Annotated in this window: 13 protein-coding genes; 4 read left to right on the top strand and 9 right to left on the bottom strand. The window is 64.2% G+C overall.

The window, feature by feature from the left end; all coding sequences use genetic code 11:
• The gene (locus EA798_RS12650) at window positions 1-597 is read left to right on the top strand and encodes a cytochrome b/b6 domain-containing protein (RefSeq protein WP_122099175.1); all 597 of its coding nucleotides are present in this window, start codon (window positions 1-3) and stop codon (window positions 595-597) included.
• A 77-nt stretch (window positions 598-674) separates the two neighbouring features.
• Entirely contained in the window at window positions 675-1,223 is a 549-nt protein-coding gene (locus EA798_RS12645) for a rhodanese-like domain-containing protein (protein WP_122099174.1), read from the top strand.
• Window positions 1,224-1,260: 37 nt separating this feature from the next.
• On the opposite strand, the gene EA798_RS12640 is transcribed toward EA798_RS12645, so the two are convergent.
• The 4 genes from EA798_RS12640 to EA798_RS12625 all read right to left on the bottom strand — a co-directional run bounded on the left by EA798_RS12640 (window position 1,261) and on the right by EA798_RS12625 (window position 6,088).
• A complete protein-coding gene (locus EA798_RS12640) occupies window positions 1,261-2,058 on the bottom strand; it encodes an acyl-CoA thioesterase (protein WP_122099173.1) in 798 nt (265 codons plus the stop codon).
• A 118-nt stretch (window positions 2,059-2,176) separates the two neighbouring features.
• Window positions 2,177-4,177 (bottom strand): transglutaminase TgpA family protein, encoded by a 2,001-nt coding sequence (locus EA798_RS12635; RefSeq protein ID WP_122099172.1) that lies wholly within the window; start codon window positions 4,175-4,177, stop codon window positions 2,177-2,179.
• Window positions 4,174-5,136 (bottom strand): DUF58 domain-containing protein, encoded by a 963-nt coding sequence (locus tag EA798_RS12630; RefSeq protein ID WP_122099171.1) that lies wholly within the window; start codon window positions 5,134-5,136, stop codon window positions 4,174-4,176. The genes EA798_RS12635 and EA798_RS12630 overlap by 4 nt, the downstream gene beginning before the upstream one ends.
• A gap of 34 nt (window positions 5,137-5,170) precedes the next feature.
• Window positions 5,171-6,088 carry an AAA family ATPase gene (locus tag EA798_RS12625; RefSeq protein ID WP_106155083.1) on the bottom strand — a complete coding sequence of 306 codons (918 nt, stop codon included), beginning with the start codon at window positions 6,086-6,088 and terminating at the stop codon, window positions 5,171-5,173.
• Between the two features lie 166 nt (window positions 6,089-6,254).
• Here EA798_RS12625 and EA798_RS12620 point away from each other — a divergent pair, with 166 nt between their 5' ends.
• Window positions 6,255-8,945: a cation-transporting P-type ATPase gene (locus tag EA798_RS12620; RefSeq protein ID WP_122099170.1), complete on the top strand. Its 2,691-nt coding sequence runs from the start codon at window positions 6,255-6,257 to the stop codon at window positions 8,943-8,945.
• Between the two features lie 61 nt (window positions 8,946-9,006).
• Here the strand turns inward: EA798_RS12620 and EA798_RS12615 are convergent, their stop codons facing one another.
• Genes EA798_RS12615 through selD form a run of 3 tightly spaced genes read right to left on the bottom strand, consistent with a single transcriptional unit; the run spans window position 9,007 to window position 11,455 of the window.
• Complete coding sequence (locus EA798_RS12615; RefSeq protein ID WP_106155085.1) at window positions 9,007-9,285, bottom strand: hypothetical protein; 279 nt, start codon at window positions 9,283-9,285, stop codon at window positions 9,007-9,009.
• Window positions 9,286-9,314: 29 nt separating this feature from the next.
• Window positions 9,315-10,421 (bottom strand): tRNA 2-selenouridine(34) synthase MnmH, encoded by a 1,107-nt coding sequence (mnmH, locus tag EA798_RS12610; protein WP_122099169.1) that lies wholly within the window; start codon window positions 10,419-10,421, stop codon window positions 9,315-9,317.
• Window positions 10,421-11,455, bottom strand: a complete 1,035-nt coding sequence (gene selD, locus EA798_RS12605; protein WP_106155087.1) for a selenide, water dikinase SelD — start codon at window positions 11,453-11,455, stop codon at window positions 10,421-10,423. Before selD ends, mnmH begins: the two co-directional genes overlap by 1 nt.
• A gap of 170 nt (window positions 11,456-11,625) precedes the next feature.
• Between selD and EA798_RS12600 the strand changes: the two genes are divergently transcribed.
• A complete protein-coding gene (locus tag EA798_RS12600; RefSeq protein ID WP_106155088.1) occupies window positions 11,626-12,615 on the top strand; it encodes a patatin-like phospholipase family protein in 990 nt (329 codons plus the stop codon).
• A gap of 16 nt (window positions 12,616-12,631) precedes the next feature.
• On the opposite strand, the gene EA798_RS12595 is transcribed toward EA798_RS12600, so the two are convergent.
• Both EA798_RS12595 and EA798_RS12590 read right to left on the bottom strand, forming a co-directional pair.
• Window positions 12,632-13,726, bottom strand: coding sequence for an AI-2E family transporter (locus EA798_RS12595; RefSeq protein ID WP_106155089.1), 1,095 nt, complete (start codon window positions 13,724-13,726; stop codon window positions 12,632-12,634).
• 83 nt (window positions 13,727-13,809) lie between these two features.
• Window positions 13,810-14,613, bottom strand: coding sequence for a DUF4892 domain-containing protein (locus EA798_RS12590; protein WP_106155090.1), 804 nt, complete (start codon window positions 14,611-14,613; stop codon window positions 13,810-13,812).
• Window positions 14,614-14,768: the final 155 nt, after the last annotated feature.

Below are 14,768 nucleotides of genomic sequence, written 5' to 3'. Positions count from 1 at the left end.
ATGGGCGAGCGCCTGTACCTGTTCTCCCGTTTCGAACGCTTCTGGCATTGGTCGCAGGCCGCGCTGATCATCACCCTGCTGGTCAGCGGGTTCGCCGCCCATGGCAGCCACGCACTGATGGATTTCCGCAGCGCGGTGGAGATCCACGAGGTATCCGCCTGGCTGCTGATGCTGTTGTGGGTATTCGGCATCTTCTGGCATTTCACTACCGGTCAGTGGCGTCAATACACGCCCACCCTGAGCAACATCGACCGCATGCTGCGCTACTACGTCCACGGCATATTCATCGGCGCGCCACATCCATACAAAATCACCATGGAGCGCAAGCACAACCCTCTGCAGCGCCTGTCGTATCTGTTCGTCAAGGTGATGATCGGCCCGTTGCTATGGCTGACAGGGCTGCTCTATCTCTTCTGGGAGCGGGCACAGGGTCCGCTCTCTCCCTGGTTTGATCTGCAACAGGTCGCGCTGCTGCATACGGCAGGCGCGTTCATGATGCTGATTTTCCTCATCGTGCACGTATACCTGGCGACAACCGGACGAACACCGCTCGAGCACATCAAGGCAATGCTCACTGGCTGGGAAGAAAAGCACTGAAACGGCTGCACATGCTTACATACCCCCAGAGGTATAAGATGAGCGGGTTGCTACCTTCATCCCAGCCGGAGCCTCAGATGAAATCATCATTGATCGCCGCGTCCCTCAGCCTGTTGGCTATCGCTGCCCATGCGGTCGAACTCGAAGTCACCCCACAGGATGCCTACGCGCGCGCCCAGCAGGAGGGTGCTGATGTGCTCTTCGTCGACGTGCGCGACCCCGTGGAAATCATGTTCACGGGTTTTACCGACGTGGTGGATGTCAACGTCCCGTATCTGCTCGTCGAGCGTGACGTCTGGAACGATGAGCGCGGCGCCTTCCAGACCAACCGCAATCCGGCGTTCCTCGACCAGGTTCGTGCCGAGCTCGACAAGCGCGGCCTGAGCACTGACACCGAGATCATCACCATGTGCCGCTCGGGCAGCGAACGTGGCAAGCCCAGTGCGGATTTCCTGCGCGAGAATGGCTTCCCCAACGCGCGCTATGTCGTCGATGGCTTTCAGGGCGCAGCCATAAAGGAAGGGCCGCAAGCAGGCTTTCGCCTGCAGAACGGCTGGCAGAATGCAGGACTGCCCTGGAGCCCGAAGATGAATCCGGACAAGATCTATCGCACCGATCGCAAGTGACATCGACGGCGCGGCGCTGCACGTCAGCGCCGCGCCGTCAGCCGAATACCGTCACCGTTTGCCGGCTCAGCGCCACCAGCTCTCCAGAGGGCGTCCACAATGAGGCAGCACAGTGTCCGTAGCCGTCGCGGGCGTGCTCGATCACCGCGCGATACATGCACCAGTCGTGGCTGTCGAGATCGGGCATCGGCTGAATGAACTCGATGGTCCAGGTCAGCGAGCTGCCAGGGACGAAGCTTTTCAGATGTGGCAGCACGGCGGGCGGCCAGGCATCGACCAGCGCCAGCAGGTGCGCCTCGGTCATCGGTTCACGCGGCACCTCGCCCCGCTGGCGTACCCAGCCGCCCATTTCGCGAGACGTGTTGCCGGTGAACGGCAGCCCGCCGATACCCCAGCGCATCGACACGTAGCGGGTGAATTCCGGCGTCACACCCGGTACATAGGGCAGCTCCTGGCAGGCCTCGACGGGTGGCATGGCCGGCGCTGGCTCTGCCGCGACATCAACCACCGAACTGCGTGGCGCGCCGAAGCTGCCCTGAACGATGGTGACCACCTGTCCATCCTGCATCACCCGGCCAAGCATCTGGCTGACGGCCTTGCCTTCGCGCAGCACTTCGGCCTCGAAACTCGCCGGCGCATCCACCGTCAACGGGCCGACAAAGGTAATGGCCAGCGAGCGCAAGGGGCGCCCCTCCGGCACCTTGGCCCGCATGCTCTCGAAGACAAGCGCGGCGACCAGCCCACCGAAACCTGCACGACCCTGCCCCCAGCTGGCCGGCACCACCACGCTGCCGGGGTTGTCACGTACCGCCTGCAGCAGCTCGCAAAGCTCCATACCCACCTCGTTATCGTTCGTTATGCGAGCGATGGTAAAGGCCCCTACCTGGCGACGCGAACCACTCTGGCAGAAGCAGCCGGGTGAAATGCCGAATCATCCATGTCGGTAATGGCAATCAGGACCGTCCGGCCGGCTTCGGAAGACGCCACGGCAACGCTCGGCGAAGCTGACGCAAGCTATGCGACAGTTCATCCGTGGTCCCGGGCAACTGGGCGTAGCGCTGCGCCTCATAAAGCCGGACGAATGCCAGGATGGCCGGCGCCTGCTCGGGCAGCGTGGCCGCGGCACGCTCGGCGAAGCTGCGCGCACCCTCGCCTTTGTTGCGATGGACGCCATGGCGTGCCAACAGCCGCTCGAAGCGTCGGAACAGGCGCTGATGAGGATCCGTTTCACGACGCCACGGCTTGAAGAGGAACAGTGCCAGCACAGCAGTGAGCACGCCTAGAATCGCAACCAGGCCAAGGCCAAGCGTCTGAGCATCGAGTTTGCCTAACCAACGTTGCAACATCTGCGTCTGTTGCTCGCCCTGGTAATTGAGTACCCAGCGCTGCCAGCCATAGTTGAGGCTGTCCCAGCGCAACCGCAGGGTATTCACCCAGCCGATATCCCGATAACGCAGCAGCGACATCGGCTGATCGGCAAGAAAGCTCCGCTCGCGCGCCAGCGCCTGTTCCAGCCCCTGCTCCACCCGTTCAGGCGCGACCTGGAAGGTCGGATCGACACTGACCCAGCCGCGCTCGGCCACCCAGTACTCGACCCAGGCATGGGCATCGAACTGATGTACCGAAAGATAGTTGCCAGCCGGATTGACCTCGCCGCCCTGATAGCCCGCGACTACGCGTGCCGGAATACCCGCCGCGCGCAGGACGAATGTCATCGCCCCCGCGTAGTGCGCACAGAAACCGCTGCGTGTTTCGAACAGGAAATCGTCAACGATATCGTCACCCACCGGCGGCGGTTCCAACGTGTAGTGGTAAGGCTGGCGGTTGAAGTGCTTGAGCAGCGCATCGACCATCGCCTGCGGCTCTTGTGCGGAGCGCCGCAGCTCCATGGCCCAGGCGCGAGCGCGTGGATTGCCCCGTTCCGGCAGTTGCAACGACCGGCCTAGGCTCTCCGGGGCACGAACCGCTTCGCGGCGCGCGTCCAGCCAGGAGGTGACCTGGTACATCAGCGGCTGGTTGACCGGCTGCCGACGCTGCAGGTGAAAATCGCTCATCAATTGTGCCTGGCCCGGCGCTACCCGAGCGACATCCAGGGCAAACAGCCAGGGCTGCCCGCTCGGCTGCATGACGACGTTGTAGCCGAGCGGTTCGCCGACAGCCTGCCACTCCGGCTCCTGCGGCAGATGAGAGGCATAGGACTGCGACCAGCGCCGACCATCGAAGCGTTCGAAGGTCACTGCGCGCCAGTAGAGCTGCTCCCGAGGAGGTATGTCGCCGTCGAAGCTGACACGAAAAGCCAGCTCCGGGGAGCGTCCCAGCCGGGCGATATCGCCAGGCGCCATATGGTCGGCCAGCCCAGTCACCCCACGATCACCAGCCTGCGGCAATGACCACAGCGGCGGCAGACGGGGGAAGAAGAGAAACAGCACCAGCATCAGCGGAACAGCCTGCAGCAGCAGGGAGCCCGCCAGCCGCACCGTTGGCCAAGGCCGTGTCACCAGGCTGCTCTGCTGCAAGCCGATCATCGCCGCCAGCAGCGCGGTGACCGGCAACAGGCTGTACAGCCCGGCGAGCAGGCTGTCCTCGAACAGGTAGCTGGTTACCACCGCGAAGAAGCCCAGGAAGATCAGTACCAGCGCATCGCGGCGGGTACTCATCTCCACCAGTTTCAGAATGAACGCGGCAATCAGCAGCACCACTCCGGCTTCCAGTCCGACCAGACTGCCGCGGGAGAAATAGACGCCGAAGCCGGCGCCTATCATCAGCAGCGCCTTGAGCCAGCTGCGCGGATAGCGTGCACGCATGCGGAAGATCTGGATCCGCCAGGTGGCGCAGCCAAGCCACAGGCCGATGATCCACAACGGCAGATGGGTGAGGTGCGGCAGGATCACCAGCACCTGCGCGACCAGCAGCCAGATCAGGCTGTTGCGAGGAATGCCCGGCTTGACGCTCATGCGCTGCCCTCCCCGCCAAGCCCGTGCAGAGCCAGGGCACGCAGACAGGCATCCCGATGCGCCTGTCCACCGTCGGGGCCGATCACGCCAGCCGGTAGTCGCAGCGCGAACGGCTGTTGCTTTTCGCTCAGCTCGACAACCCAATGGCAGAGCATCGACAGGCGCCGCTCGGGATCGCCGTCAAGCGTGTCGAAGTCGAGCAGTGGATCGTTGCCGAGCAGGCTGGCGAAATCCTTCACCAGCAGACCCTGGCCGCGGGAATAGGCCTTCCAGTGCAAGCGTCGGCGCGCGTCGCCAGGCTGCCAGGCACGCAGCCCCTGATAGTCATCGACGCCGGCACCCCGCGCCAGCGTGCCCTCATCTTCGGTTTCGGGCGCGCTGTGGCCCTGAGGGCGCTCAGCCACGCACGGCTGTGGATAGACCAGCGCCGCCAGCTCCAGATCGATCCAGCTCCAGGCCACCAGCAACCCGAGCGGGAAACGGCTCTCCACCCGCACCCGGCCGGGCCGCAACCAGCCGCGACGTTCGGTCGGCAGGCTCAGCTCGACTTCGACGGTACCGCCTGCCGCTACATCGACCAGGCGCAACCCACTGGCGGGCCAGCCTAGCGCCACCGCCTGATAGGCACGCCCTGCGCTTTCCAGGCGGACACGCAGCAGCGCCTGTTCGCCAACGAATGCCGCCGTTGTGCCACCCGCCTGCAGCAGCAGCCCCGCCAGGTTGCGCCAGGTGTGCAGGATGGTGACCAGATAGAGCGAACCAAGCAGAAAGCTCAGCCCATAGGCCAGGCTGTTCTGGTAGTTGATGGCGGTGAGCAGCATCAGCAGCAAGGCCACGAGGAATGCCAGCCCGACCGCCGTCGGCATGATGAAGATGCGCCGCTGATTCAACCGCACGCTGGGTGCTGGCGGTATCCGTCGCAGCAGCCAGCGGTCACGGAAACGCGGCAGTATCCTCATAGTGAAGGCTCGCCGAAACGAGCAGGCGCACGTCTCACAGCGCTGGCACCTCGCGCAGCAGCCACTGCACCAGCGCACCGCCACCATGACCGGTGGCATCGGCGCGCTCACGCAGGCGATGCCCGACCACGGTCGGCAGCACCGCCTGCACGTCTTCGGGAATCACATAATCGCGGCCGTCGAGAAACGCCCAGGCCCGCGCTGCAGCGAGCAGCGCCAGGCTGCCGCGTGGTGACAATCCCCAGGCGAACTGCGGCTGGGTGCGCGTGGCCTCCACCAGACGCAGCACGTAGTCGACCAGGGCGTCACTGGCACGCACCTGACTAACCGCGTCCTGGATAGTGCGCAGCTCATCATGCTCAAGCAGCGGTTCCAGGCGCAGCAGCAGATCCCGCCGGGATTCGCCGAGCAGCAGCGCCTTTTCCGCTGCCTTGGCCGGATAACCCAGCGAAACGCGCATGAGGAAGCGGTCCAGCTGCGATTCAGGCAGCGCGAACGTGCCACCGGAACTCACCGGGTTCTGCGTGGCGATGACGAAAAACGGGTCGGGTAACGGGCGCGTTGCCCCTTCGATGGTGACCTGGCCCTCCTCCATCGCCTCGAGCAGCGCACTCTGGCTCTTCGGCGTGGCACGATTGATCTCATCGGCCAGCACCAACTCGGCGAAGATCGGCCCGGGATGGAAGACGAACTGCCCGCTATCCTTGTCGAAAACGGACGTACCCAGAATGTCGCCGGGTAGCAGATCGGACGTGAACTGAATGCGCTGAAACTCCAGCCCCAGCACCTTGGCCAGCGTGTGGCTCAAAGTGGTCTTGCCCATCCCGGGCATGTCCTCGACCAGCAGGTGACCGCGGGCCAGCAGGCAGGTCAGGGCCAGCCGGACCTGAGCTTCCTTGCCGAGCAAAACTTCATTGACTGCTCGCAGGCAGGCGTCCAATCGGGTGCGCATCAAAACCTCCTCTGTTCGTCGTCCCGATGCTACTGGTCAGCCGCAGTCAGGCAAAGCACAGGAAACGCCCGGTGACGAGTTTGTGACCCGCACCTTGATCCAGCACCATGCGCAGCATGGCGGCCCGGCTTAGGCTGGGCGGATCAAAGGTCGACAGGAGGACCCGATGTCCACACCCGCTTCACGCTGCTGGCATGCGCAACACGCCGAACAGACGCTCCAGCAGCTGGACACCTCGCCTGCCGGACTGTCCTCCGAGCAAGCGCAGGAGCGCCTCGAGACCTTCGGTCCCAACCGTTTGCCACGGAAACGGCGCACTGGGCCGCTAATGCGCTTCCTGCTGCAGTTTCACAACCTGCTGATCTACGTTCTGCTGCTTTCGGCGCTGGTCACCCTGGCCCTGGGTGAATGGCTGGACAGCGCGGTAATCTTCGCCGTGGTGGTTATCAACGCGATCGTCGGTTTCATCCAGGAGGGCAAGGCGGAACAAGCGATGCGTGCCATCCAGCGGATGCTCACGCTCGACAGCAAGGTGCGCCGCGGCGGGCAGACGCTCAATGTTCCAGCCGAACAACTGGTGCCAGGCGATATGGTCCTGCTGGAAGCCGGCGACCGGGTACCGGCTGACATGCGCCTGCTTGAGTGTCGTGATCTGCGCATCGAGGAAGCGGCCCTGACCGGTGAATCGCTGCCGACCGGCAAGCAGGTAGAGCCCGTGGCACGCGATGTCGGCATTGGTGATCGTTTCAGCATGGCCTACTCAGGCACCCTGGTCAGTGCCGGTAGCGGCGCCGGGGTGGTGGTGGCGACTGCGGGCAAGACCGAGCTGGGGCAGATCAGCCATATGCTCGGCGAGGTCGTCAGCCTGCAGACACCGCTGCTCGGCGACATGGCGCGCTTCGCCAGGGTACTCACCTTCATCATTCTGGCGCTGGCGCTGGGCACCTACCTGTTTGGCGTCGGTTTGCGCGGCTATTCATCCGACGAGATGCTACTGGCGGCAGTCGGCCTGGCCGTTGCAGCCATACCCGAAGGTCTGCCTGCGGTCCTCACCATCACCCTTGCGCTTGGTGTGCAGCGAATGGCTCGGCGGCGCGCCATCATCCGCCGCCTGCCCGCCGTGGAGAGCCTGGGCGCGGTGACGGTGATCTGCTCCGACAAGACGGGCACCCTGACGCGCAACGAAATGACCGTGCAGCAGGTGTTCACCGCGGCAAACCGCTATCAGATCGAAGGCGTCGGCTACGCACCGAACGGCAAGGTTCGCGGCGAGGATGGTCTGCCCTGCGCAATCGAACAGGCCAGCGACCTGCACGCGCTGGCTCGTGCCGGCCTGCTCTGCAACAGCGCCAGCCTGCTGCATGACGGCTCGCAATGGAGCATCACCGGCGACCCTACCGAGGCCGCGCTGCTGACCCTCGCTGGCAAGCTGGGAATGACCGCGACGCACGAGCTGGCCCACACGCCACGTGTCGACAGCATCCCGTTCAGCTCCGAGCGGCGCAGCATGGCCAGCCTCCACCACGACCATTCCGGCCACGGGCTGATCTACATGGTCGGCGCACCGGAACGGCTGCTGGAAGTGTGCAACCAGCAACTGGTCGATGGCAGCGCCGAACCTCTGAACCCGGCCTACTGGCATGCCGTACTTTCCGCCGGCGCCGCTCAGGGCCTGCGTATGCTCGGCCTGGCGGTGCGCGCTCTTGGCGCGCCGCGCCATGAACTGAACTATGCGGACCTGGAAGGGGATTTCGTCCTGCTCGGCCTGGTCGGCATGCTCGATCCGCCACGTGAGGAAGCCATCGACGCCATTACCGAATGCCGTCAGGCGGGTATTGCGGTGAAGATGATCACCGGCGACCACGCCGAAACCGCTGCGGCAATCGCGCGGCGTCTCGGTCTGGGCAGCAGCGCGCCGATCACCGGAGCCGAGCTCGACAGGCTCAGCGACGCCGAGCTCGATGCGCGCCTGGGCGATACTGCGGTATTCGCTCGCACCAGTCCGGCGCACAAGCTGCGTCTGGTGCAACGCCTGCAGGCCTGTGGCGCTCGCGTCGCGATGACGGGCGATGGCGTCAACGATGCGCCGGCGCTCAAGCGTGCCGACATCGGCGTAGCCATGGGCATCAAGGGCACCGAGGTGGCCAAGGAAGCTGCACAGATGGTCCTTGCCGATGACAATTTCGCCACCATCGCCAATGCCGTCGAAGAGGGCCGGACTGTCTATGACAACCTGAAGAAATCGATCCTGTTCATCCTGCCCACCAACGGTGGCGAGGCATTGGTGCTGCTGGTCGCCATCGCTCTGGGGCTGACGCTGCCGATCACCCCGCTACAGATTCTCTGGGTCAACATGATCACCGCCGTAACCCTTGCCCTGGCGCTGGCCTTCGAGCCCGGCGAGGCCGACATCATGCGTCGGCCGCCGCGGAACCCGAACGCGGCGCTGTTGAGCACGCAATTGATGTGGCGAGTGCTGCTGGTGGCGGCGCTGATGACCGCGGCCTGTATCGGCGTCTTCGTCTACGCCCAGCAGCTGGGCTGGAGCATGGAGCTCAGTCGCACACTGGCGGTGAACACACTGGTCGCCTGCGAGATCGCCTATCTGTTCAGCAGCCGTCAGATCAACGCGCCGGCCCGCTTCGGCCTGCGTGATAATCCGATGGTCTGGGGAATGATCGCCCTGCTGAGCGTGCTGCAACTCGCCTTTACCCACTGGCCACCGTTGCAGCGCTTGTTCGCCACCCAATCGCTGGACCTCGCTGGATGGCGAATCTGCCTGCTCGCCGGTACCGTGTTGCTGGCGGTGGTCGAGATCGAGAAGTGGCTGCGGCGGCGCGCCGGTTGGCTGCTCTGATCCAAGCTCAGCGAAGAGACCAGCCCGCCCTGTGCAGCGGGCTGGTTGTTGGAGTACCGCGTTAGCGCCCGGCCCGTGACTCGCGCAGATAGAAGCGGGCCTTCTGCGCCTTCTGGGTACAGCCACGGAACGCCTCGAACTGCTGCTGGGTCTTGGCGCCGGTCAGCAAGGCCAGCGCCTTGGAATAGCTCACTGTTCCGGCAAAGCCTTCGGCTTCCGCCAGGCTTTGCTCCTTCCACGCCGCGTCCAGTTCCGCCGCGCAGCTGTCACGGTATGCAGTCTTGCCGGCACAGCCGGCCAGCAGCACAACCAGCAAAGGCAAACTCAGCCAAGTTTTCATCGCATCATCCCTCGTGTGCCATTCAGGAATTAAAGGCGCTCTTTCGCCTTACGGTTACGCAAATACTCGACCACCGACCGCTGGTCGCCAGCGAACTCGATCCGCCCGGCCTTGCTTTCGCGCTGGTAGGCGTACATCGGATCGTAGTACTCGCCAAGCAATGCCTCGATCCACGCCCGGTGCAGATCGATCGCACCGCTGCGTGCCTGCTCTGCAAGTGCCTGATCCATCAGCAATGCCAGGCGCTGATAACGCTCGCCGCCGAGTCGCTTGTTGATATTGACCAGACTTTGCTGCAGGCGCTCGGCGAAAGCAGAGAAACCGTTCTCGCCCTGCTCGGCAATGAACTCCGCGCACAGGTCGATCACGTAATCCTTGAGGATCCGCTCGACCCGCCCTTCGAGGCTGTCTTCGAGCCAGACCAGGGGGAACTCCTGCATGCCGTTGAACAGTGGTAGCGGAATCGAACAGCGGCCCACCAGACGCGCCTCGTCTTCGACCACGAACGTCTCGATTCCGGCGGCGCGCATTTTCAGCAGACGGATCGCCAGGGCATTCTCGAAGTCGATCTGCGCCGGCTGCGGCGTGGCGCGCTTGCCAAAACTGGAACCGCGATGATTGGCCAGTCCTTCCAGGTCCAGGCTGTTGTCCAGCTGCGCCAGTACCTCGGTCTTGCCGGTACCGGTCATGCCGCCCACCAGCACGAAGTCACACTGCTCGACAGCCTGGTCGATGGTGTCGAGGAGGAAATGGCGCATCGCTTTGTAGCCGCCGACGACACGCGGGTATTCGACACCCATTTCGTCCTTCAGCCACTGCTGGACGATCTGCGAACGCAGCCCACCGCGGAAGCAGTACAGATAGCCATTCGGATGGGCGCGGGCGAAGTCGGCCCAGGCCTGCAGACGCTCGGCCTTGACCTTGCCGGAAACCAGCTGCTGGCCAAGCTCGATGGCCGCCTTCTGACCGTGCTGCTTGTAGCAGGTGCCGACCTTCTGCCGCTCGATGTCGTTCATCAGCGGCAGGTTGACCACACCGGGAAAGGCGCCCTTGGCGAATTCCACTGGGGCACGGGCATCCATCATGGGGATGTCATTGAGGAACAGCTGGCGAAAATCTTCGGTATCGCTGCGCATCAACGGACCTCGACCGCATGGCCGCGCGCTTCGACGAGCTGGCCGATCGGCTGCAGGTTCAGGCCGAGTTCGGCACAGACTGCCAGGAATTCCGCCTCGCCTTCCGGCGCCACGGCCACCAGCAGTCCGCCGCTGGTCTGCGGATCGCAGAGCAGCTGCTTGTGGCGCTCATCGAGATCGGCGATGCGCTCGCCGTAGCTGTCGAAATTGCGCTGGGTACCGCCAGGCACGCAACCCTGCTCCAGGTAGTACTCGATGCCCGGCAAGCGCGGTACGCGCGCATAGTCGATCTCCGCGGTCAGCCCGCTGCCATCGGCCATTTCCACCAGATGACCGAGCAGGCCGAAGCCCGTGACATCGGTCATTGCACGAACACCCTCGAGCTTGCCGAAGCGGCTACCCGGCGTGTTCAGCGTACACATCCAGTCCCGCGCCAGCCCGACGTCCTCGCTGCGCAGCTTGGCCTTCTTCTCGGCGGTGGTGAGGATGCCGATGCCCAGCGGCTTGGTCAGGTACAGCTTGCAGCCGGCGGTGGCGGTGTCGTTACGCTTCATCTGGCGCTTGTTGACCAGGCCGGTGACAGCCAGCCCGAAGATCGGCTCGGGCGCATCGATCGAGTGCCCGCCGGCCAGCGGAATGCCGGCGGCATCGCAGACGGCACGGCCCCCGGCGATCACTTCGCGGGCGACTTCCGGCGGCAGAACGTTGACCGGCCAACCGAGGATCGCGATGGCCATCAGCGGGTCGCCGCCCATGGCGTAGATGTCGCTGATCGCGTTGGTGGCGGCGATGCGGCCGAAGTCGAAGGGATCATCGACGATGGGCATGAAGAAGTCGGTGGTCGAGACCACACCGCGTTCCTCGTCGATGCCATAAACCGCCGCGTCATCACGCGAGGCATTGCCGACCCACAGGCGCGGGTCGAGATTCTGCGCTCCGCTGCCGGCAAGAATCACGTCCAGCACCTTGGGCGATATCTTGCAGCCGCAGCCGGCGCCGTGACTGTACTGGGTGAGGCGGATCGGTTCGCTCATCGGACTCTCTCGTGACACGTGCACAAACGGGCGGCGATTGTAGCAAAGGCCGCCCGTCATTCGCCGATAGACACGGGACCAACCAGCCTGGACGACACTCGGCACGGATCAACCCTTGCAGGCTCGCCAGCCAGGCATGAAGCTATCGCAAGTGCCACAGGGAGAACCGCATGAGCAAGAAAGTTGCACTGGTACTGGGATCGGGCGGCGCTCGGGGCTATGCACACATCGGCGTGATCGAAGAGCTGGAAGCACGCGGCTATGAGATCGCCTGCATTGCCGGCTGCTCCATGGGTGCCGTGGTTGGCGGCATCTACGCGGCGGGCAAGCTCGACGAGTATCGCAACTGGATCGAGAGCCTGGATTACCTGGATCTGCTGCGACTGGTCGATCCGAGCTTCAGCCTCGGTGCGATACGCGGGGAGAAGGTTTTCGGGCGTATCCGCGACATGGTCGGCAAGATCTGCATCGAAGATCTGCCGATTCCGTTCACTGCGGTTGCCACGGACCTGACCAACCAGCAGGAGATCTGGTTTCAGGAAGGCAGCCTGGAGCTGGCGATGCGCGCGTCCGCCGCCATTCCCAGCCTGTTCACGCCGGTGATGCAGGGCAACCGCATGCTGGTCGACGGCGGCCTGCTCAATCCTCTGCCGATCGTTCCGGTGGTGTCGGCGCACTGCGACATGATCATCGCGGTCAACCTCAACGCCAACAACCACAAGCAGTATCCGCTGCCTGAGATCGTGCGCCCGGGGCGCTTCGATTCACTGGTCAATTCGATCAGCTCGCACATCCCGTTCTGGCGCAAGGATGAGGCCGAGCTGGCCGGTCAGCTCGACGACCTTCGTGCCGGCGAGCTGCTGCGCGGCGATCAGCCGCCGGCTGCACCGACCAGCCACAGCGCGCCGAAGTCTGCCGAAGGAGCCACAGTGATCGACGTCACCGGCCCGGCATCGCTGCTCGAGCTGATCAACCAGAGCTTCGACGTGATGCAGTCATCGCTGGCGCAGTACAAGATCGCCGGCTATCCGCCGAACGTGCTGGTCAATATCCCCAAGCGCGCCTGCCGCTTCTACGAGTTCTACAAGGCCCCCGAGCTGATCGCGCTGGGCCGCATCGTCGCCCACGACGCGTTGATCCGCTACGAAGAGGAACAGTGAGAGGGTGGGCAGCCGCTCACTGACCAAGCGGGTCACGCGCTTCGCCCGGGAGTAGCGTCGACTCGTGCGAGGGCATCGTCGGCACTTCCTTGATCAACCAGTCGCCCAGCAGGCTGTAGGCAACCGCAAGCAGGGTCGGGCCGAGGAACAGGCCCATGAAACCGAAGGCAAGGATGCCGCCGAACACACCAAGCAGCACCACCACCAGCGGCAGGTTGCCACCGCGACTGATCAGGTAGGGCTTGAGCACGTTGTCCACGCCGCTGATGACGAACATGCCCCAGATGCCGAGGAAGACCGCCATGCCGTAGTCGCCCTGCCAGGCCAGCCAGGCGACGGCAGGGCCCCAGACCAGTGGCGGCACCATGATGAAGCTGCAGGCGAACGTCAGTAGGCCAAGCACCAATGCACCCGGTATTCCGGCGATGAGAAACCCGATGTAGGCCAGGATCGCCTGGGCCGCCGCCGTACCGATCACGCCATTGACCACGCGCTGCACCGTGCCTGCCACGAGCTCCAGGTAATGATCGGCGCGGTCACCGATCAGCCGGTGCAGCAGGCTATGGACGAATGCGGACAAACGTGGCCCGTCACGGTAGAAGAAGAACACCAGCACCAGGCTCAGGGCCAGCTCGAGCATGCCGCCACCAATCCGCGCGCTGCGCACCAGCAGCCAGTTCGCGACTTGGCCGATGTACGGACGGATGCTGGCGATCAGCGCCGTGCCCTGCTCGTCGACGGTATCCCAGAAGCCCACAAGGGTATCGCCAATCAGCGGCAACTCGCCAAGCCAGGTCGGGGCAGGCGGCAATCCTTCGACCTGAAGGTCATGCAGCAAGGCGTTGGCCTCGCGGATCTGATCGGCGATGTTGAAGCCCAGCCAAACCAGTGGTACCGCAACCAGCACCATCCAGCTGAAGGTGAGCAGCCCGGCAGCCAACGTGGCATTGCCGTGCAGCCAGCGGGTCAGCAGACGCATGACCGGCCAGCTGGCGAACGCCAGGACGGCAGCCCAGAACAGCGCGGAGGCGAAAGGTGCCAGCACCCACAGGCACGCAGCCAGCAGCCCGAGCAGCAGAATCTGCGCCAACAGGCGGTCATTGTTGAGCATCTGAACGTACCCTGGGAATTAGAGCCGCCGCGCCCATGATCAGGGCGCGAAACAAGAACCGCTATTGCAGCCGTTACGCAGGATCAGCGCAATAGCCGAATGACCAGGCCCGGCTCCTGGGACTCGTCGACTTCCAGCCGCCCACCACGGATGCGCTCGACGATCAGCGCTTCGCGCCAGGCTGCCGCACCTTGTCCGGCCAGGCTGACACGCGTGGTGCTATCCAGGCTCAGCACATTGGCGAGCAGAGCGCCCCACTCGGCGGTCGGTTCGTCCGCCAGGCGTGGCAAGCGCAGCTCGCCGGTGCTGCGCAACTGCCGCAACAGCGTCGCTGCCGTCGGCAGTACCGCAGCCAGAGGCTCATCGCTTCGCAGCTGTTCGACGTGCAGATAGGGCCTGCCATTGCCTCGGGTTATCCCGTACAACGCGACCAGATCGTTCTCTGCGTCCGGTAGACGGGCCAGCAGATACGCCTGCTGCGCTTCTGGACCGTAGAGCATGGATTTACCGAAAATGGCGTTGGCCCAGAGGCTACTCGAACCGCACTCGCGGCCCTCGCACCAGAACAGCAGTTCAGCACCCTGGCGCAGCAACTCGCCGCGGGCCTGGGTGAAGGCTTCGATACCGGTATGCGTGCTCGGCAACTGGTAAGTCACCGCCGTCAGCTCACCCGAAACCACCACCTGCGCGGCCATGCGCAAGTTGCCACTGATGCGACGAATGGAATCCTGGGGATAGATGCGCTCCTGCACCTGCGACTGCCGATAGTCGACGATCTGCGCCTGAGCAAAACGTGGCAGCCGCTCGAGATCGGCACTGCCGGTAACGTCCGCGGCCACGGCAACAGTGGATATCAAGACCGATGCCGCGATCCATGCACTTCGCATAACACTCCTCAACGGGTCACCCGTAGCTGTTTGCCGGAACTCAGCGAATGCGGCAAGCCGAGGTCCGTCGGAACAAACGCAAGGGCGCAGCCGGGGGCCGTCGCGACTCTGAAGCAATCGATCATTGCGCTGGCTCTGCTGGAAACGTTGCCTCC

The sequence above is a fragment of the Pseudomonas songnenensis genome (genome assembly GCF_003696315.1).
Taxonomy (GTDB): Bacteria; Pseudomonadota; Gammaproteobacteria; order Pseudomonadales; family Pseudomonadaceae; genus Stutzerimonas; species Stutzerimonas songnenensis.
Note: the sequence above shows the minus strand (reverse complement) of the source record. Positions and strands in the feature narration are given on the sequence as shown.